This is a genomic window from Methylobacterium tardum (genome assembly GCF_023546765.1).
GTDB classification, from domain to species: Bacteria; Pseudomonadota; Alphaproteobacteria; order Rhizobiales; family Beijerinckiaceae; genus Methylobacterium; species Methylobacterium tardum.
The window spans coordinates 1,145,210-1,164,098 of record NZ_CP097484.1; the positions used below are offsets into that span (position 1 = coordinate 1,145,210).

Consider the following 18,889-nt stretch of genomic DNA (forward strand, 5'->3'; position numbering starts at 1 on the left):
CCACAGGGACCTCCTCCACGCCGGAGGAGCTCGGTATTACGTGATGCTGATCCGTAAGCTTCAGGCCGCCGTCGCGGCTTCGGTCGACCAGCGGAAATCCTTCTCGTCGCGCCACATGCGATGCAGCACGATCGCCAGCTTGCGGGCGACGGCCACAAGGGCCTTCTGCATGCCTCTGCGCTTGGCCACAGCCAGCCCCAGACCTTCAGCGAGGACCATCGAACCCGAGGGCCAGTCAGCAGCACGAGCGCGGCCTCATACAGTGCGGCGCGCATCATCGTGTCGCCGCACTTCGAGACTCGGCCGACCCGCATCGTCTCGCCGGACTGGTAGAGCCGCGGCGTCAGACCATAATGCGCCCCGACGCATTGCGATCGTCCGAAGCGGGCTGGGTTGTCGACGCAGGTACGGTAGGTCAACGCCACGACCGGCCCGACGCCGGGCGCGGTCATCAAGCGCCGGCAGACCGGGTCGGTGCGGACCTGGTCCAGCAGCATTTTGTGCAGCTTGGCCAGTTGGGTCCGCAGCGCCGAGCGCGCCTCCAGCAGCGGCAGGACCACGGCCGCGACGAAGGGCAGATCGAGCACGAGGTCGCGTACGCGCTGCTCGAACCCGGCAGCCCCCACGACACCCACCTTGAGGCCGAAGTTGCGCAGTTGGCCGCGCAGGTCGCTCTCGATGTCGTAAGCCTTGCGCTGAAGCAGCTTGCGCGAGGTCAGGAGCAGGCGGCGTTGCTGGCTGGCCGGCGTTTTGACGTGGACCGGCTTGAACAGGCCGACCCGCATCATCTGGGCTATGCCCATCGCGTCGTTGCGGTCGGTCTTGTTGATGCGGGCCGAGAGGGCCGCATGCATGTGGCGGGTCTCGACGCAGATCGCCGGCAGTCCGGCTTCGACCAGGCCGGCGTAGAGCCACGGTGAGAGCGGTCCCGCCTCCAGGCCGACACGCGCGTAGCTGTGGCCGAGGTCGATCAGGTGCCGGCCGATCACCTCGGGATGGCTCTCGACGGTGGCCCGGTGCACGACCTTACCATGGGGATCGGCGATGCAGATTGCGGTCTCCTTCACGGAGACATCGAGGCCGACGTGGTGCTGCTCGCTCATGGTGGGGCTCCGGGATTGGATCGAAGCGCCATCATGCCGCCGCTTCCGCTGCGCGAGGCACCCCGAATACCCCATCTAGCCCCCGAGCGACGCCGGCAGGCAGTGGACGGCATCCGGGAGAAGTACGGCCTCTCGGAACGTCGCGCCTGCCGGATCGTCGGTCAGCACCGCGGCACGCAACGCTACATGCCTACCGTACTGGCCGACGAGGATGCACTGACCCAGGCCATCATCGCCCTGGCGTCCGAGTACGGGCGCTATGGCTACCGCCGCGTCACCGCGCTGCTGCAGGCAGACGGCTGGCAGGTGGGCAAGGACCGGGTTCAGCGCATCTGGCGTCGCGAGGGGCTGAAGGTCCCGCAGAAACACCGGCCGCGTAGCCGACTTTGGCTCAACGACGGTTCTTGCATGCGGCTGCGTCCGCTCCACCGCAATCACGTCTGGAGCTTCGACTTTGTGCAGGGACAGACGCACGACGGCCGGAGCCTTCGCATCCTGACGCTGATCGGCGAGCACAGCCGGGCCTGCCTCTCCTTGAGGGTGGCGCGGCGCATCAACAGCGTCGGCGTGATCGAAGCGCTGGCCGACGCGATGTGCCTGCACGGTATCCCGGAGCACGTTCGCTCCGATAACGTCCTACGTAGCGAGGAAGGACGGCTGGCCGGGCAACAGGTCTCTGTCCGCGAACATGCGCTCGCGGCGTGAACTTCGTCAACGTCGATCCAGGTGGCTCCTGCCGATCCGGAAGAACTCTCAGCCATAGCGAACACAGGATCCAGCCGGCGCACGTCGCGCCGTGGTCCTCACCGTCCTCAACATGAGATGTCGATCCAGGCAGGAGACCCGAGCATTGTCTACAGGGTCGTGGTTCTCACGCCCTCACGGCTCAACTGAGAGGGGTTCTCCCACCTGGTACCGGTCCCTCGACGAAGGGCCGGTAGTCGTCACCACGTTTGACGACGGCGTGCACCACGCGCGCCATCTTGGCGGTGATCGCGGTCAGCGCCTTGCGCCGCAGGTCGGCATTGTGCCGATCGCGGGCGATGTAGCGCTCGAACTTGTCGCGGAAGCCGTTCTCCCGCTGCCGGATGGCGACCTGTCCAGCCAGCCACAGGGTCCGGCGCAGGCGGGCGTTTCCGTACTTCGACAGCTTGGTTTGGCCCCGGAAGGTGCCGGATTGCTGGGTGGCCAGATCAAGCCCGCAGAACTTCAGGAACTGCCGGTGATGGCCGAAGCGGCGCAGATCGCCGGCCTCAGCCAGGATGGTCAGGGCGTTGATCGGGCCGATGCCAGGGATGCGGCGCAGCAGCTTGTAGTCGGAGCTGTCGGTCAGGAGGGCGTCGGCCATGGCCTCGATGGCGTCGCGCTGCTGGATCAGCCCGCGCACCTCGCCGATGACGAGCCGGAGCATGCTCACCGCCGGAGCGTCAGGCGGCACCGGCAGGCCAATCGAGCTGCGGGCCGTCTCGTAGATGTCGCCGAGCAGTTGCGCCTTGGCCACCTTGCGCCCGACGACATCCCAGGCGGCGGCGATGAAGGCCTCCTTGCTCAGCGCGGTGATGCTGGCGGGCGTGGGGAAGCGATCGAGGAAGGCGAAGAACCAGTCCGAGCGGCTGTTGTGGCGGAAGCGGTCGACCTCCGGGAAGTACAGCGGCAGGTAGTGGGTCAGGATCCGATGCAGCACCTCGGTCTTGGCCTTTGAGACGGCGTCGTGCGTCTTGGACAGTTCCTGCACGTCGTTGATGCCGGCGGCGAGTGGATCGTGGTACACCTGCGAGGCGCCGATGCGGATCATGTGCAACATGACCTGCGCATCCTTGGGATCGTTCTTGTCCCAGCCGTTGTGCAGGGCCTCACGGGTGCGGGCGAGCGCCACGGACGAGATCAGGCGCACGGCAAAGCCGGCCTGGAGCAGGCGCCAGGCAATCGGGCGGTGATAGTTGCCGGTGGCCTCGAAGCCGCAGGTCACCGGCTGGCCGAGATCAGATAGGATCGCGATCAGACGGTCGTGCTCGGCGCGGGTGTTGAGGACGCTCAACCGGCGTCGTCGGCCGGAGCCGGGCACCTCGATCAGGACCTCGTTGCGGGCCTTGGCGACGTCGATGGCTACGAGAACGCCGGCCGGCGGCGTAAGCTGTGGTCTGGTCATGGTCGATCCGTCTCCGGAATGAGGCTTCGAACACCGTCACTCTAGAGACCTGCTGATCGGCCATGACCGCCCAGGGCGGCGCGCTGCGCTCAGCATGGCTTCGCGCGCCGCCCCAGAACCGTCGAGCCATCTTCCCGATGTGCTATGGCCCTGAGATGGTCTCGAAGGCACTGCGCAAATGGGTCGCCAAGACGGGGGCGCAGATCCAGTACATCGCGCCGGGCTCGCCGTGGGAGAACGGGTACTGTGAGAGCTTCAACGGCAAGCTGCGCGACGAGTGCCTACGCCAAGAAATCTTCTACTCGCTGAAGGAAGCCCAGGCCGTGATCGCCCTTTGGCAGAACATCTACAACCGCGTCCGGCCGCATTCGTCGCTTGGCTATCGGCCGCCCGCGCCCGTCAGCTACCCGGATCTGGCCTTCCGGCTACCCATGGCAGCGGCCATGCAGTAGCCTCTCACTCAGCCCGGTCCAAAATACCGGTCAGGTCAGGATGACATGGCCTCCGCGGTACGGCGGAATGGTTGTCGAACCGCAAATATCCGCTCGGCCCCGCCTCGATCTGTTCGTGGGGCAGGGAAGCGTCCGATATCACCAGCGCAAGCCGAGCCGATACGCAATGCGACAGCAGATCCAAGGAAGGGCGCTTCGTAGAAGCTTCAATCTTGAGCGGTTGCGTGCGGCCTCGGTTCACTCAGCTGCTCTGACAGTGCGTGATTGGCTTCCTTTGCGGCTTTCCGGGGGATCATAACGGCGGAGGCTTTGCCGTCTGCGGCTCGGAAGTGCAGGACGATCGTGTCCTCGCTATCGATACTCTCGGCCCGTGAGAACCACCGCGCCGAGAGGATGGAAGGCGCTGTGTCCTCTCCCTAGTCACTATCCCTCACATCGAAGGTGCTGCCAGATCTCTTATGCAGATTAGGACAAAACTTTCAGGGCCTTCACGCCTTCGTGATTGGCAAAAATTCGGTTAAGCAATGAGCGAAGAGTTTGGCCGCGCACGAAAAGGCCCGCGCCGGCGAACCAAGCAGACTAATCTAGATCTAAGACAAGTCGAAGCAAGAGTCCCAGATCGAGTCCCATTCTAGCTCCGTGCCGAGCCAAGAGCACGACATTTGGCACCCTCCACAGAACATGGTTAACCCTCGCTTAACCGATGCTCTTCAGCTTCAGCGTGTCCACCACGGGAAGGTACATGCCGAAGCACATCACCCTCGCGATCCCTCACGGTCTCGGAGCCGAAGAAGTACGGCGGCGGCTCGATCGGCAGACCGACTGGGCGCTGCGGCGTCTCGAGAAGGAGAACATCTCCGTCGCCATGACGGATTGGTCTCAAGGGGGCCGGACCTTCACAGCGCGCGCTCTTGGCCAGGACGTCAGCGGCAACGTCGTCGTTGCAGACGATAGCCTGTGGCTCGAAGCAAAAATGCCCTGGACCATCGGCGTGTTCGCGCCTGCGATCGAGGCCGTGGCCAAGCACTATGCGGCGCGCCTCCTGGCTCCCGGGGGCGTCGCCTGACATGAAGATGCCCGCCGCGGCTAAGGGCGCGGGACAAAACCGCGGTGAGCGTGTTGGGCGGGCATGTACGCTCTCGTACCCGACGACCTGTGGGCCGTGATCGAGCCGCTTCTGCCGTTTGAGCCTGAGAAGCCGAAAGGCGGTCGACCGCGCGCCTCGGATCGGGCGGCGCTGGCTGGCATCATCCTGGTTCTGCGCACGGGCATGCAGTGGAAGCACCTGCCGCGTTCTGAGATAGGCTGCAGCGGCAAGACGAGTTGGTGGCGGCTCGGCACGTGGCAGGCAGCCAGTGTCTGGGCCGCCCTGCACCATGCGATGCTGGAGCGGCTTCAGGACGCCGATGCGCTCAACTGGTCGCGCGCGGCCCTCGACAGTGCGAGCCTGCCGGCGAAAAAGGGGCTCCGCGACGGGCCTGAACCCGACGGATCGAGGCAAGCCGGGGACGAAGCGCCACCTCGTCGTGGACGCCAACGGCACGCCGCTCGGACTGAGGCTGACCGGGGCCAACTGCAACGACAGCCGGATGCTGGCGGCTACCCTCGACGCGGTCCCGGGGTGCGCACTGGCCGGCGTGGCCGCCCGCGGCGTAGACCCGACAAGCTGCACGCCGACAAGGGCTACGATCATCGCCGTTGTCGAGGTGAGTGCCGGGCCCGCAGCATCACACCACGGATCGCTCGACGGGGCATTGAGAGCAGCGAGCACCTCGGCCGCCATCGCTGGATCGTGGAGCGCACCTTGGCTTGGCTGGCCCGCTTCCGCCGACTGACCATCCGCTACGAGAGACGCGTCGACCTGCATCTCGCATTCACCAGACTCGCCTGTGTCCTCATCTGCAGGGCACAGATCAACCGGTTTTGTCCCTGACTCTAAGCCGAGAGGGCGTCGATCATCAGACCTGTACAGCTCAGACCGTCACCGCCTCGACGGCCATATCGGCCCGAAATGCGTCCGGGAGCTCGGCGAAGGCATGGTATCCGGCGGCCTGGGCAGCGACGTCTAATGCCCGATCCGCGGTTTCGGCCTGCCCTGTCCAGAGGACCTCGCGGCTGCTCTTCTGCCTCATCTGAAAGATGGTCATAGATACCTCTTGCTGGGCTGGTCGTACTTCGGCGAATAAGACGGAAACGACCTACGCAGGTTCCGTAGATGGCCTCCGCGTGCAGCCGGAGGGAGACAAAAAAGCCTCGCGCGGCGGTACCGAGCGGGGCCGAAGGCTATTGCACTAGAGATGCTGGGTAGACGCGCGGGCAGCGACGCGGTTCCGATCGGCCGAGCGGCGGTCACTGACGGTCCCCAACCAAACAGCTAGAGGTCCTAGCGGGCCGGGGACGGCATTCCAGTGCCGTCCCTGTTAGCTGCTGGGCGCTGGCAGGACGAGGCGGTGCTTAGGGCCGTCCTTGGAGCCTTCCGGCCTCGCCTGACCGCACTCAGACGCGTCTGAGGTGCCTCGGCGCTGGCGGGCGAACAAGTCATTTTGGTTTGCGAGCTGCACCGATCGACTGAAGGGAATCCCTGCAAAAAAGGGAGTCTTCGCGACACTCGGGCAGCAGATTTCTCTACTCGCCGCGTCTATCCAACCGCTCGCCTGTGTGGCGGCAAATCACGCCCCCGCCGATCAGCCGCTTGAACGGGCTCGCCTTGCTACCAGGCAACGGCCTGCGGTGCGGATCGACAATGCCTGCGTGCCGGTCACGAACTCGCCGCACCCGCGCGATCACACCCACGTCCACCACCGTCTTGGCCGCGTGACAGGGCCGGCACAGCACCTGCAGTTCGCCAGCGAGGCATCCTCGGTCAGCGCTGCTGGGACGATATGGTCGTAGTGGAACCGCCCGGCCTGCAACGCGCACGGACAGCGGCTGCCGTCTGTGAGTACGCCATCGCAGCGCCCATCCGCCCGGGCAAGCGCGGCCCTCTGTACAGCCTTGCTGAACTCCCGCCGGATCATCACGCTGCTCCCGCCGCGGCTCGGATCATCGATCCGCCAAGGTCGGCCGCGACCGCAGAGCGCTCAGGCGCAGTCTCGGCCAAACGGTAGGCATGCAACTCACGAGCGCCGAGCCTGGCACAGGTGGCAAGCCACCCGAGGAACCCGGGATCTCCGACCTCGCAGGCCCGTGCACCGACAATCGAGGCTTGGCCTCGTTCATCCCTGCACACAGCGAGGACGACAGCTGCGCTCTCGGCGACGAGATCTGGGGTGTCGAGTGGCTGGACCACGACGACGTAGCGCCGGCTGGAGTGTCCGCGCCATGCGCTCATCGCGAGGACCGGCGCGCCACGTAAGCCGGTGCTCGTGCGCAGGCGCTCCTCACGCACAGGGTGCCGGATGGCACGGTCAGCCTTCAGCTCGCGCAAGGCGGCGGCCCAGGAGATGCTGCGATTGGACATTGCCGCCCTCACGCCTGGAGAGAGTGGCATAGCGCAAAGCGTGCGCGTGCGGCTGCTAGCCCACGTCGTGATGGCGACTGCGCTCCCCAACCGGGGGAGGGCAGGGGGCAGCTCTGTATTGAGGTGTCGGTGTGCATAGTGGCGCGCCTTGAGCTCTCGGCAGGATCCAGCCCCGCCACTGCCCTGGCCCCGCGTGCGGCTCGATGAGCCTGCGGGGGGACGCAATTCTCAGGGCGACGATGCCTATTTCGGCCGGCGCACCTCAGCCCGGAGCTATGGAGGTGCTCGTCTAGCCCTATCCTCGTCGCTGGGGCCCAGAGCCGACAGCGACGCGGCGTCTCACCCCGGAGCTTCAAAGTTAAAGGCCGCGCGGTCGTTCTCACTCGGCACTTCAGCCGCAGCGCAGGTCGCAACGCTTGGCATCACCGTGCTCGTGCCGGCTTGGCCCACGCCGCGCGTGAACTGACGGACAACTCCGGTTAAACCAAGCTTGCTCATAATTGTCCCGCCGCGCTTCAGCTGGCTAACTGCTTCGTTGCACGACCATTCACGCTCCTTTCGCGGCAGCAGTCCAGTCGAAACCGGGCGTTGCCGTGGATTATTCTGGAGTTGGCGATCCGAACGCCGAGAACATCCGCATCCTCCGGAGGAAGCAGGTCAGCCCGCACTGATGAAATCGAATCAGCGGCGCTCGACATCTCTGCGCACGAGGTTCCGGCGCTGCAGCGGGGAGGAGGCAGGGCGCGAGCGGTGAGGTAATCGAGCGCCTGCGAGGTGCTGTCCACCTGATCGTCGTGTCGGCCGTTCGGAAAAGCCATCAGCTCGGCGATGTAGGCGGCGAGCCACGGAGCATCGGATGGCAGGTGGACCTGTCCAGCCTCAAACCGAGCAGCCTGAGCCAGGAGCCGGGCCTCCTTATCATAGCGCGAGCGATGAAGGAGCGTCGACAAGTCTCCCGTCCGGCGCAGATCCTGATGGAGGGCACGCCCGAGCTCCGTATCCTCGATCAGGGTAGCGTTCGCCCTCCAATGCCGGCTCAAGCTCACGATTTCTCGACGCAATTCGGGTGCCTCGAGACGCTCGCGCACGATATCGAGCAGGTAGTAGTCTAATCCCAGCACACCCCAGACCGTGCCGGCCGACCAGTCGCTCGCCTCTCCTAGGGTCGAGGCGGTATCCCAAGAGACCACCACGCGCTCGAAGGTTTCCGGATCCTCCCCATCCTCGTAGAAGCGCAGCCAATCCCGGCGGATCACGTTGCCCTCGGCCGGCACCGGTGCCTGTTGATACTGGGCGCTGAAGGTCAGGGTGCCGAGTTGGCGGCGCAGCCCCTCCAGCACGTCCAGGGGCTCACGCCCAGGTTGCAGCACCTCACCACGCGACCGCGAGTAGACACCATCCGGTCTGTCGCTCAGCTGAAACGACTCGGCCCGGACGGCGATCGCCGGAAGCTCCACCACCTCCCACTCCTCCGGAGCTCGCTCGCGGAGATGCCCGCACAAGTCATCGTCGTGCAGACGCTGCATCACGATCACGATCGCGCCGTTGGCCTTGTCGTTCAGGCGCGAGACCAGCGTGCCTTCGTAGAATTCAATCACCCGCCGCCGCTCGGCTGCTGAGAAGGCATCGATCGCCTTCATCGGATCGTCGATGAGGATGATGTCAGCGCCGCGCCCGGTCAGGCTGCCGCCGAGCCCGACCGCCAGCCGGCCGCCGCGCCGTGTGGTGGTAAGCTCCATATCGCGTTGCCGGCCCGGGACCAGACGGCAGTCGGGGAACAGCTCCTGAAACCACGCGCTCTCCATAACGGTGCGTGTGTCTTGTGAGAGCTTTCGCGCGAGATCAGCGGCGTACGAGACCGCGATGATCCGGCGGCTCGGCGCGTGACCGAGGAACCAAGCCGAGAAAGCCACCGAGACGGCGATGGACTTCATCGATCGCGGCGGCACGTTGATGATCAACCGCTTGATGTCGCCACGCGCGATGCGCTTGAGCTGCCAAGCGAGATGATCGTGGTGCCAGCTGTGTTGGTAGGGTGTCCCAGGCTCAAGAGCCTGGAACGTCCGATGTATGAAGGCGGTCAGTTCGGTGCGCAGGACCGCCCGTAAAATGCGAGCCGGATCAGTCATCACTCCCGCCCGTCTGGTCGGGACCGGGCGGCTCCTGCGAATCCTGGCCCTGAGTGCCGCGACTCCTTCTGTTCAACGCATCCGTGAACCGACGGAGGATCGCATCATCATCTTGCGCACGATCGACAGCGATCCGAATTTCGGGGGCATCAGCAGCGATGCGCGCGGCGTAAGAAAAGATCTTTTCTATCACAGCAGCATCTTTGTTTAAGCCCTGCTGAACCCAAACTCGGATCAGAGCCCTCACGATGCTAATCTGCTTACGACCTCCACCTACGCTGATGGCCAGCGTGCGCTCAAAGAGTTCCGCGTAGCACAAATTCCGGATCGTCTCACGATTAAGGCTGCCGCGTGGCCGCCCACGCGGATCTCCAGATTTGCCTTTCGTAAAGCGGTACTTGCGCGGCGGGTGCCCAGGGCCGACTTTCTCACCGTCTTGACTATCGCTCATCCTAAGATCTCCGGCACTTTTAGCGTCGAGAAGCGCCCTGAACACGTGCATCGACATCCCATTACGTCTCACCCCCATAACGAGGGGGTTTCAGACGCCTTTGGAATGCTGCTCGCGCGGTGCGCTGCAAATTTCCCGACAGGCCAGATGAGCGAAGCTTGGTCTTGACACCCACTCAACAAGGTTAACGCGGCGATAATTGGAAATTTTCTGGCAAAAGCGCAACCCACCATGGTTGCGACATCTTAAAGCACAGCACAGATTCTGCGCTAAGTACTGTCGATCTCTCCCGAGCCGACGCTTGCGTCGAACCCTCCAGTTTGTGGCGCGCCGATGCGTCCAGGAAGGGTATGCAGCTGTGCATGCGGCTTCTGCAGAGAGACGGAAACACCTCGTCGCGCGGACTGCCCCATAAATCTGTCAGAGAACGCGTGTGCGAACGCGTCTGCGGGGCGGGGACGCCGCGGATGGTGTCTTCTCGGACGCCAACGACGCCGCAGGTCCGCTCGACTCCGAGGAGCTCAACAGCGCGCACGCGTCACGTGAATTCTGATCCGCTCGCCGGGTAGGCCCATGAAGCCAATCATCGAGACTCGCCCCGGTCTCCTCACAGACCGCCGTGCGCCCCGTCATCCGTTCCCACCGGCGGATCGCGACCTGCGCGTACCGTGGCTCAATCTCGACGGCCCGCACCCGCCTCCCGACCTGCTCCCCGGCCAAGATGGTCGTGCCGGAACCTACGAACGTGTCGAGCACCACCGCCCCGGATCGTGTGACGTCTTTCAAAGCGTCTGCAACCAGTTGCAAAGGCTTCACGGTCGGATGAGCGGCCAGGTGCGCCAACCGCTCTGCGCCGAAACCATTGGCGCCGGGATAGGTCCAGACGTTCGACCGATTGCGGCCATACCGCCCCATCTGGACGTTGTCGCGGTGACGTGCCTCGCCGACCCGGAAAACGCCGATCAACTCGTGCTGGTTGCGATAGAGACCACCCTGACCAGCATTGGTCTTGTTCCAGACGACGAGGTTGAGGTAGGCGCCGTAAACGCTGGATGCCGCTTGAAGCAAGTCTTGCACATGCCGCCAATCAATGCAGGCGAAATGCACGGCCCCCGGTGCCGAAACGCGCGCCACATTTCCCAGCGCGGCGGATAGAAACGCGACATACTCCTTCTGGCTCATCTCACCAGAGGCAAACACAAAATCCGGGTGCCGCACCTTTCCGCGCGTGCTGAGCTCCGCCTGCGCGAGATTGTACGGTACATCGAGGAAGGCACACTCGGCCGCAGTCTCCGCCATCAGCCGATCCAGCAGGGACGTATCCCGTGCGTCGCCGACAGCGAGGCGATGTTCCCCAGCTGAAGCAGGTCTCCCGGGCGCAGGACGAGAGGCTCCTGCAGCAGCGCAGGATCAACGTCGTCATCGGCCTCGACCTGGTCCGCGAAATCGAGGGTTAAAGCGTCGAATTCAGCGATCTCGAAGCCCGTATCGGAAATCTCGAAGCCGGCATCCTGAAGGAGGACCGTCAGCTCCGGAATCTGTTTGGCGAGCCGTTGCCGGTCGAGCCGCGCATCCTCGCCGATGCGGTTGTCAGACAGCAGGAACGCACGCTTCCGCGCCTCTGATAGCCCGAAGACCTGCACAATCGGTATCGATTCCGATCCCGCACGCACGGCCTCGACCCGAGCATGGCCGGAGAGGATCGTGTAGTCCTCGTCGACGATCACCGGGGCGAGGGGACCTGCCACCTCGATGGCACGTGTGAGCTTCTTGATCTGCTGTTTGGGATGAACGCGAACGGCGGCCGGGTTGGATTTGAGCGTGCTGCAGGGGCACAGGCCGTATCGCGCCTCGATGCCCGGTCCAATCTCGATCCGAGGGGCGCTGTCGAGAGGGAGTGCGTTAGACTGAGCTGTTAACGTCGCAAGCTTCGATGTCGATGCTGGCATTGTAGGCCTCCAAATTGGAGACCGTGGGCAAGGCAACCGCGCAACGACCATCGACTTTCCCCGCTCGCGCGACGCGCGTGGCTCCTGGGGAATTGTCGAAGCCGCTGCGGCATGTGGAAGGCTGCCGCCGCTAAACTTTGGTGAAGCACAGCTACCGATTGCAATCGGTCGCCTGTGAGTACTCGTCGATATGACGAGCAACGCCAACTTAGATCTGCACCTGAGACGTTTCAAGACCTACCGTCTTTGGAACATAACAAGAACATGCTTCGTGAGCACGTCGGCTCTGGCGTAGGCGTAACAGCGCTTTGAGCGGCCGAATCATAAGAACCAACGTACCGTAAGTGGATACCGGGAGCGCGGATGCCTTCCCTGTTTTTCTCCCTGGTGCAGGGAGGGGGAGGCCTCGTGTACCGCACCACGGGCGGAGCAGGCCGGTCCGCTGTCCGGCCGCGGCGTTCTGGCGGTCGAGAGGCGGCGGACCCGGCGTCGAGCCCCATTCACTCCACAACCTGATCGTCCCCCGCGAAGGCGAGCCGGCGCAGGTTCCTAAGACACCCGCCGCCGAGCTGGCACTGCCCCGCGCCCGATATCGCGCGCCGATGGCAGGCCCCCGGCAGCAAGCCGTCCTCAGCGTCCGATGCCGCGATACGTGAACCCGTGGCGTGCGGCGCTCGCGGGATCGTAGATGTTGCGCAGGTCGATCAGGACGGGGGCGGCCTCGCCGAACGCCATGGTCCGACGCAGGCGGTCGAGATCGAGCGCCCGGAAGGCGTTCCACTCGGTGACGATGACCAGGGCGTCGGCGCCCTCGGCGCAGGCATACGCGTCCTCGGCGTACGTCACCTCCGGCATCAGCGCGCGGGCGTGGGCCATGCCTTCCGGATCGTAGGCCACGATCCGCGCGCCTGCATCCTGCAGCCCGGCCACGATCGCCAGCGAGGGCGCGTCGCGCATGTCGTCGGTGTCGGGCTTGAACGTCAGCCCGAGCAGCGCCACCGTCTTGCCCCGCACCGAGCCGCCGCAGGCCTTGATCACCTTGCGGGCCATGGCGCGCTTGCGCTGGTCGTTGACCGCCACCACGGTCTCGACCAGCCGCAGCGGCGTGCCGGCATCCTGGGCGGTCTTGACCAGCGCCAGCGTGTCCTTGGGAAAGCACGAGCCGCCGTAGCCCGGTCCGGCATGCAGGAACTTCGGGCCGATGCGCTTGTCCAGGCCGATGCCGCGCGCGACCTGCTGGACGTCGGCGCCGACCGCCTCGCACAGATCGGCGACCTCGTTGATGAAGGTGATCTTGGCGGCCAGGAACGCGTTGGCGGCGTACTTGGTCAGCTCGGCGGTGCGCCGGTCGGTGACCAGGATCGGCGCCTGGTTGAGGTAGAGCGGCCGGTAGACCTCGCGCATCACCGCCTCGGCGCGGGCGTCCTGGGTGCCGACCACGATCCGGTCAGGCCGCTTGAAGTCGGCGATCGCCGCGCCCTCCCGCAGGAACTCGGGGTTCGACGCCACCGAGACCTCCACAGCCGGGTTGGCCTCCCGGATGATCCGCTCGACCTCGTCGCCCGTCCCGACCGGCACCGTCGACTTGGTCACCACCACGGTGAAGCCCGTCAGGGCCCCGGCGATCTCGCGGGCGGCGTCGAACACGAAGCTCAGGTCGGCGAAGCCGTCGCCGCGCCGCGACGGCGTGCCCACCGCGATGAACACCGCATCGGCCTCGGCCACGGCCTCCCGCATCGACGTGCTGAACGCGAGCCGGCGCTGGCGCACGTTCTCGGCGACCAGCGCGTCGAGGCCCGGCTCGTAGATCGGCATGCGGCCAGCGTGCAGGCTGGCGATCTTGTCGGGGTCCCGGTCGATGCAGACCACGGTGTGGCCGAAATCGGCCAGGCACGCCCCCGAGACCAAGCCGACATAGCCGGCCCCAATCATCGCAATCTTCATGAGATCTTCCGCACGTTGCGCATCCCGTATCCCGAGCCTGATCGATCGCCAAGGAATCGGCAGGCGGGTCGATCGTCGACGCTACGGCCGAACGGCAGCAGTTTTACGAACCTCGGCGCAGGATCTCCGCGCTGCGACAACATATGATCAGAATATCGCTCACGGGCGGCACAGGCCGCTCCGCTGTCCGGTCGTGGCGTTCTCGCGGTTGAGGGACCTCGCGCCCGGCGTCGCGCCCCACTCACTCCACCACCTGATCGTCCCCCGCGAAGGCGAGCCGGCGCAGGCTGCGCAGCGCCCGGTCGAGCTCCTCCCGCGACGGAGACGCGAGCGCGAGGCGGACCGCGTTCGGCGCGTGGCCGGGATGGACCGCGAAGGCCGAGGCCGGGAGGAGGGCGATGCCCTGGCGCAGGGCAGCGGCCGCGTAGGCCTCGGCCCGCCACGTCTCGGGCAGTTCGAGCCACAGGTGATAGGCGTGCGGATCGCCGACCACCTGCAGGTCCGCGAGCGCCGCCCGGGCGACGGCCTGCCGGGCCGTGGCGTCCCGGCGCTTGGCCTCCGCGAGCGCGGCCGCCGAGCCTCCGGCCATCCAGTGCATGCCGGCCGCGAGCGATAGGCCGAGGGCCGTCCAGGCGCCCTGGCGGACCGAGGCCGCGAGCCGGTCGGCCAGGTGCGGGGGCGCGGCGATCAGGCCCACCGTGAGCGCCGGCATCACCCGCTTCGAGAGGCTGTCGATCAGGATCACCCGGTCCGGGACGAGGCTGGCGAGCGGCCGCGAGTCGGCCAGGAAGCCGTAGACCGCGTCCTCGATGGCGGTGAGCCCCGTCCGGTCGAGGCACGCCGCAAGGTCCGCGCGCCGCGCCGGCCCCATCGTGACCCCGAGGGGGTTCTGCAGGGTCGGCTGGATGTAGACACCGCTCAGCGGCGCCGTCCGATGCGCCTGGAGGAGGGACTCCGGGCACATCCCGTCCGTGTCCATGGCGACCGGCACCAGGGTGATCCCCAGCCGGGCGGCGATGCCCCGCACCGCCGGATAGGTCAGCGGCTCGCAGCCGATCCGCGCCCCCGGCGCCGCCAGCGCCGCCAGGGCGGCGGCGAGCGCCTGCCGGCCGTTACCGGTGAACAGGATGTCGGCCGGCTCGGGCGCGTAGTCGTCGCGAGCCAGGAACCCGGCCGCGACCGCCCGCGCTTGCGGCGTCCCCGCCGGCCCGTACTGGCTGAACCCGATTTCGCCGCCGCTCCGCGCCAGCGCCGCGAGCGTCTCCGCCAGCACGGTCTCCTGCTCGGGCAGCCGCGAATGGGTCCGCTGCAGATCGACCGCTGCCGGGGGCGGCTCCGGCTGGAGCGGCCCGACGCAGCCCGCATCGCTCCGGACATAGGTGCCCCGCCCGACCTCGCCGGTCGTGAGCCCCCGGCGCGCCAGCTCCGCGTAGACCCGGCTCGCCGTCGAGACCGCGATGCCGCGGGCATAGGCGAAGTCGCGCTGCGGCGGCAGCCGCTCGCCGGGGCGCATCCGGCCCGCCGCGATCTCGGCCGCGATGGCATCGGCGACGGACCGGTAATCCGCGGACCGCATTATTGCTCCGAGGTCAATGTTTCGATTGATCCGAGCAATGTATCGGATCAATCCTTCGCCAGCAATCCCGGCCGGACTGCAACCCCTGCCACCGGATCGTCCGCGATGCCCACCGTCACGCTGTCTGCCTCACCCGCTTCCCCTCGCCCCGCCGCGGGCCCGTTCGTGCTCCGGCTCTGGCTGCGCCGGATCCGCACGCGGCGCGCCCTCGCGGCGCTCCATCCCGACCAGCTCCGGGATATCGGCCTCGAGCCGTGGGATCTGCGCGCGGAGATCGACAAGCCGTTCTGGCGGGCGTGAGACCGGGACATGCACGCAACGCGGGTGATCAGGCGCGGTCACACGCCTATATGCGGGTCTCGTAACGCTCCTCCCGACAGAACCCGCATGACCGACGACACAGCGCCCGCGGCCGGGCCGAAGCCCCCGGCCGAGCGCCCCGGCCTGATCGCCACCTACCGACGGCTCTGGCCGCATCTCTGGCCCCACGGCCGGCCCGACCTGCAGCGCCGCGTCTTCCTGGCCTTCGGCCTGCTGCTCGCCGCCAAGCTGGTGACCATGGTGACGCCGTTCACCTTCAAGTGGATCACCGACGCGCTGGTCGCGGCGGTCGGCGGCCAAGGGGGCGATCATGCGCCGGTGCCCACGGGTCTGCTCGCCGCGCCGATGCTGCTGATCGCCCTCTACGGCGTGTCGCGGATCGCCATGTCGGCGCTGACCCAGGTGCGCGACGGGCTGTTCGCCAAGGTGGCGATGCACGCGGTGCGGCGGCTGGCGCTCCAGACCTTCGAGCACATGCACCGCCTGTCCCTGCGCTTCCACCTGGAGCGCAAGACCGGCGGCCTGACCCGGGTTCTGGAGCGGGGCCGCGCCGGCATCGAGGAATTGTCGCGCCTGATGGTGCTGACCCTGGTGCCGACCATCGTCGAGTTCGTGCTGGTGCTCGGCGTGCTGGCCTACGAGTTCAGCTGGACCTACGCGGCGACCGCCTTCCTGACGGTCGCGGCCTACCTGGCCTTCACCTACAAGGCGACCGAGTGGCGGATCGCGATCCGCCGCCGGATGAACGCGTCGGATACCGACGCCAACACCAAGGCGGTCGACTCGCTGCTCAACTACGAGACGGTGAAGTATTTCGGCGCGGAGCGTCGGGAGGCGGCTCGCTACGACGAGTCGATGGCGAAGTACGAGAAGGCCTCGACGCAGACCTACGTGTCGCTGGCGGTGCTCAATGCCGGCCAGGCGGTGATCTTCACGCTCGGCATGACCGTGGTGATGTGGCTCGCCGCACGGGATATCATGGCCGGGCGCACCACGATCGGCGGCTTCGTGCTCGCCAACACCATGCTGGTGCAGCTCTCGATGCCGCTCAACTTCATGGGCATGATCTACCGGGAGATCAAACAGGCGCTGATCGACATCGGCGACATGTTCCGCATCCTCGGGCAGAACCCCGAGATCGCCGACCGGCCCGGCGCCGCGCCGCTGGCGGTCGCGGGCGGCACGGTGCGGTTCGAGGACGTGCGCTTCGCCTACAATCCCGAGCGGCCGATCCTGCGGGGCGTCTCCTTCACGATCCAGGCGGGGCAGACCGTGGCGGTGGTCGGGCCCTCGGGGGCCGGCAAGTCGACGCTCTCGCGGCTGCTGTTCCGGTTCTACGAGCCGCAGGGCGGCCGGATCAGCATCGACGGGCAGGACATCGCCGCGGTGACGCAGGCGAGCCTGCGCGCCGCGATCGGCATGGTTCCGCAGGACACGGTGCTGTTCAACGACACGATCGGCTACAACATCCGCTACGGCCGCGCCGACGCCACCGACGCCGAGCTGCGCGAGGCGGCCCGGCTCGCGCAGATCGACGGCTTCGTGTCGAGCCTGCCGGAGGGTTACGACACGCCCGTGGGCGAGCGCGGCCTGAAGCTCTCGGGCGGCGAGAAGCAGCGGGTCGCCATCGCCCGCACCATCCTGAAGGCACCGCCGATCTTGGTGCTCGACGAGGCGACCTCGGCGCTCGACTCCTTCACCGAGGCCGAGATCCAGTCGGCCCTGGACCGGGTGAGCCGCGGCCGCACCACCCTGGTGATCGCCCACCGGCTCTCGACGGTGGTCAACGCCGACGCGATCCTGGTCCTCGACCACGGCCGCATCGTCGAGCGCGGCACCCATGCGGAGCTGCTCGAGGCTGGCGGCGTCTACGCGGCGCTCTGGGACCGCCAGCGGGAAGCCGACGCCGCCCTGGAAGTGCTCCAGCGGGCCGATGCCCCGGTTGTGCCGGTGCGTGGGCGCGGCGCCGTGCCGGAGACGGCGGCGGCGGAGTGACGGGAAGGCCAGAGCTGCGCCGCTCCCGCCTCATCGCGACGAGAACCGGAGCGGCGGGTCCGGCTTGCCGGACAGGCCACACGTCTACCACGCTAGCCGGGTCGTCCAGGGGTGGATCCGGCCCTACCGGCCCGATCGCACCCTGACCCCGAGCAGGTCCTCAAACGGCAGCACCATCGCGCCCTTGTCCTTGTCGGCGTGGCCCTGGCGGAGCGCCGTCTGGTAGGTAGCGGTGGCGGCCGCCGTGACCGGCATGGGGAAGCCGTTCTCCGCGGCGACCGCCGCGGCGGCGACCAAGTCCTTGTAGGCCGCGCCCAGCGGGTAGCCCTCGTCGAAGCGCCCCTGCAGGATGCGGGGCACGAAATATTGCGACGCGTAGCTCCGGCTCGTCCCGGTGGTGACCACCGCGGCGATCTGATCGGGATCGAGCCCCATGGCGACCGCCATCGGCAGCACCTCGGCGAGCGCCGCGATGTTGATGTCGTAGAGCACGTTGTTGATCGTCTTGGTGAGCTGGCCGGCCCCGACCGGTCCCATGTGGAGGATGCGGGTGCCGATCCGCTCCAGCAGCGGGCGCACCTGCGCGATGGCCTCGGCATCGCCGCCGCACATGACGGTCAGCGTCGCGGCCTCCGCGCCGGCGGGCGCTCCCGAGACCGGGGCGTCGATGAAGCGCCGCCCGGTCGCCTCCAGGGCCCGACCGATCGCCACGGCCTTGGCGTGCGCGATGGTGCTGAGATCGACCACGACCGCCCCGGGCGCCAGCCGCTCGGCGAGCCGGCCCGCGCCGAGCAGGACCGATTCGACCACGTCGCCGTTCGGCAGGCACAGGAACAGCACCTCGGCGCCGTCGATGGCCGCCGGATCGGCCGTGGCGACGAGGCCCGGCGCGTCGAGGCCGGCGAGGCGTGCCGGATCGGAATCCACCGCGACGATCGTCTCGGCCTCGGTGGCGCGCTTGGCCGCGAGGTTGCGGGCGATGGGATGGCCCATGGCGCCGAGACCGAGGAGGGCGATGCGTCCGACCATGGCGGTGTCCCTGTCCTAACGCCCGGCCGCCGCACGCTCCTGATCACGGGCGAGGGCCGCGCCAGGATCCGCGCGTCGGCGGGATCGGTCGGCCACCCGTAGGCCTCCGCCACAGCGGCGTCGAGGCGGCTCCGGCGGCACATGCATCGACTCCACCTTGCCCCTCCGCGCGCCGTGCGCACCGGACACGAGCAAGATGGCCCAATCCGGCGTGAGGCGCGGACGCGATCGCCGGATCGGCGATCCGGGTCATGCCCCCGGCGCCAAAGGCGGCCGGGGACGATCACGCATGACGCGAGATGCGGCACCTCCCTGCCGGTCCCATACCCCG

At 67.2% G+C, this 18,889-nt stretch carries 12 protein-coding genes and 4 pseudogenes; 6 read left to right on the plus strand and 10 right to left on the minus strand.

Going from position 1 to position 18,889, the window contains the following annotated elements; translation table 11 throughout:
* Positions 1-60: 60 nt before the first annotated feature.
* A pseudogene (locus M6G65_RS05525) lies at positions 61-1,103 on the minus strand (IS110 family RNA-guided transposase).
* Between the two features lie 75 nt (positions 1,104-1,178).
* Between M6G65_RS05525 and M6G65_RS05530 the strand changes: the two are divergent.
* A pseudogene (locus M6G65_RS05530) lies at positions 1,179-1,736 on the plus strand (IS3 family transposase); the annotation flags it as partial.
* Positions 1,737-1,989: 253 nt separating this feature from the next.
* Here M6G65_RS05530 and M6G65_RS05535 read toward each other — a convergent pair.
* On the minus strand, positions 1,990-3,252 hold the full coding sequence (locus tag M6G65_RS05535; protein ID WP_238200363.1) for an IS110 family RNA-guided transposase: 1,263 nt from the start codon (positions 3,250-3,252) through the stop codon (positions 1,990-1,992).
* 146 nt (positions 3,253-3,398) lie between these two features.
* On the opposite strand from M6G65_RS05535, the pseudogene M6G65_RS05540 reads away from it, so the two are divergent.
* The 3 genes and pseudogenes from M6G65_RS05540 to M6G65_RS05550 all read left to right on the plus strand — a co-directional run.
* Positions 3,399-3,704, plus strand: a pseudogene (locus M6G65_RS05540) (integrase core domain-containing protein); the annotation flags it as partial.
* A 742-nt stretch (positions 3,705-4,446) separates the two neighbouring features.
* Positions 4,447-4,770, plus strand: a complete 324-nt coding sequence (locus M6G65_RS05545) for a polyhydroxyalkanoic acid system family protein (protein ID WP_238200176.1) — start codon at positions 4,447-4,449, stop codon at positions 4,768-4,770.
* 63 nt (positions 4,771-4,833) lie between these two features.
* Positions 4,834-5,637: pseudogene (locus tag M6G65_RS05550) on the plus strand (IS5 family transposase).
* A 40-nt stretch (positions 5,638-5,677) separates the two neighbouring features.
* Here the strand turns inward: M6G65_RS05550 and M6G65_RS05555 are convergent.
* The 7 genes from M6G65_RS05555 to M6G65_RS05585 all read right to left on the minus strand — a co-directional run bounded on the left by M6G65_RS05555 (position 5,678) and on the right by M6G65_RS05585 (position 15,213).
* A complete protein-coding gene (locus M6G65_RS05555; protein WP_238200174.1) occupies positions 5,678-5,851 on the minus strand; it encodes a hypothetical protein in 174 nt (57 codons plus the stop codon).
* Between the two features lie 1,828 nt (positions 5,852-7,679).
* On the minus strand, positions 7,680-9,293 hold the full coding sequence (gene terL, locus M6G65_RS05560) for a phage terminase large subunit (protein ID WP_250103676.1): 1,614 nt from the start codon (positions 9,291-9,293) through the stop codon (positions 7,680-7,682).
* Positions 9,286-9,744, minus strand: a complete 459-nt coding sequence (locus M6G65_RS05565) for a DUF5681 domain-containing protein (RefSeq protein ID WP_238200168.1) — start codon at positions 9,742-9,744, stop codon at positions 9,286-9,288. The genes terL and M6G65_RS05565 overlap by 8 nt, the downstream gene beginning before the upstream one ends.
* A gap of 420 nt (positions 9,745-10,164) precedes the next feature.
* Positions 10,165-11,043, minus strand: a complete 879-nt coding sequence (locus tag M6G65_RS05570) for a DNA-methyltransferase (RefSeq protein ID WP_238200167.1) — start codon at positions 11,041-11,043, stop codon at positions 10,165-10,167.
* Positions 11,043-11,693 (minus strand): ParB N-terminal domain-containing protein, encoded by a 651-nt coding sequence (locus tag M6G65_RS05575; RefSeq protein WP_238200166.1) that lies wholly within the window; start codon positions 11,691-11,693, stop codon positions 11,043-11,045. Before M6G65_RS05575 ends, M6G65_RS05570 begins: the two co-directional genes overlap by 1 nt.
* A gap of 630 nt (positions 11,694-12,323) precedes the next feature.
* Entirely contained in the window at positions 12,324-13,637 is a 1,314-nt protein-coding gene (locus tag M6G65_RS05580) for a UDP-glucose dehydrogenase family protein (protein ID WP_250103677.1), read from the minus strand.
* A 241-nt stretch (positions 13,638-13,878) separates the two neighbouring features.
* Positions 13,879-15,213, minus strand: a complete 1,335-nt coding sequence (locus M6G65_RS05585) for an aminotransferase-like domain-containing protein (RefSeq protein ID WP_238197235.1) — start codon at positions 15,211-15,213, stop codon at positions 13,879-13,881.
* Between the two features lie 105 nt (positions 15,214-15,318).
* Here M6G65_RS05585 and M6G65_RS05590 point away from each other — a divergent pair, with 105 nt between their 5' ends.
* Both M6G65_RS05590 and M6G65_RS05595 read left to right on the plus strand, forming a co-directional pair.
* Positions 15,319-15,513, plus strand: a complete 195-nt coding sequence (locus M6G65_RS05590) for a DUF1127 domain-containing protein (RefSeq protein ID WP_238197234.1) — start codon at positions 15,319-15,321, stop codon at positions 15,511-15,513.
* A gap of 87 nt (positions 15,514-15,600) precedes the next feature.
* A complete protein-coding gene (locus tag M6G65_RS05595; RefSeq protein WP_250103678.1) occupies positions 15,601-17,529 on the plus strand; it encodes an ABCB family ABC transporter ATP-binding protein/permease in 1,929 nt (642 codons plus the stop codon).
* A 123-nt stretch (positions 17,530-17,652) separates the two neighbouring features.
* Here M6G65_RS05595 and M6G65_RS05600 read toward each other — a convergent pair whose 3' ends face one another.
* Positions 17,653-18,558 carry an NAD(P)-dependent oxidoreductase gene (locus M6G65_RS05600; RefSeq protein WP_238197232.1) on the minus strand — a complete coding sequence of 302 codons (906 nt, stop codon included), beginning with the start codon at positions 18,556-18,558 and terminating at the stop codon, positions 17,653-17,655.
* Positions 18,559-18,889 lie beyond the last annotated feature (331 nt).

What these genes read in the sequence shown, in the direction of transcription:
- M6G65_RS05580 (WP_250103677.1), bottom strand. Translation starts at nt 13,637, where the DNA reads ATGAAGATTGCGATGATTGGGGCCGGCTATGTCGGCTTGGTCTCGGGG.
- M6G65_RS05585 (WP_238197235.1), bottom strand. Translation starts at nt 15,213, where the DNA reads ATGCGGTCCGCGGATTACCGGTCCGTCGCCGATGCCATCGCGGCCGAG.
- M6G65_RS05600 (WP_238197232.1), bottom strand. Translation starts at nt 18,558, where the DNA reads ATGGTCGGACGCATCGCCCTCCTCGGTCTCGGCGCCATGGGCCATCCC.
- M6G65_RS05595 (WP_250103678.1), top strand. Translation starts at nt 15,601, where the DNA reads ATGACCGACGACACAGCGCCCGCGGCCGGGCCGAAGCCCCCGGCCGAG.
- M6G65_RS05545 (WP_238200176.1), top strand. Translation starts at nt 4,447, where the DNA reads ATGCCGAAGCACATCACCCTCGCGATCCCTCACGGTCTCGGAGCCGAA.
- M6G65_RS05565 (WP_238200168.1), bottom strand. Translation starts at nt 9,744, where the DNA reads ATGAGCGATAGTCAAGACGGTGAGAAAGTCGGCCCTGGGCACCCGCCG.
- M6G65_RS05575 (WP_238200166.1), bottom strand. Translation starts at nt 11,693, where the DNA reads ATGCCAGCATCGACATCGAAGCTTGCGACGTTAACAGCTCAGTCTAAC.
- M6G65_RS05555 (WP_238200174.1), bottom strand. Translation starts at nt 5,851, where the DNA reads ATGACCATCTTTCAGATGAGGCAGAAGAGCAGCCGCGAGGTCCTCTGG.
- M6G65_RS05570 (WP_238200167.1), bottom strand. Translation starts at nt 11,043, where the DNA reads ATGGCGGAGACTGCGGCCGAGTGTGCCTTCCTCGATGTACCGTACAAT.
- M6G65_RS05535 (WP_238200363.1), bottom strand. Translation starts at nt 3,252, where the DNA reads ATGACCAGACCACAGCTTACGCCGCCGGCCGGCGTTCTCGTAGCCATC.
- M6G65_RS05590 (WP_238197234.1), top strand. Translation starts at nt 15,319, where the DNA reads ATGCCCACCGTCACGCTGTCTGCCTCACCCGCTTCCCCTCGCCCCGCC.
- terL (WP_250103676.1), bottom strand. Translation starts at nt 9,293, where the DNA reads ATGACTGATCCGGCTCGCATTTTACGGGCGGTCCTGCGCACCGAACTG.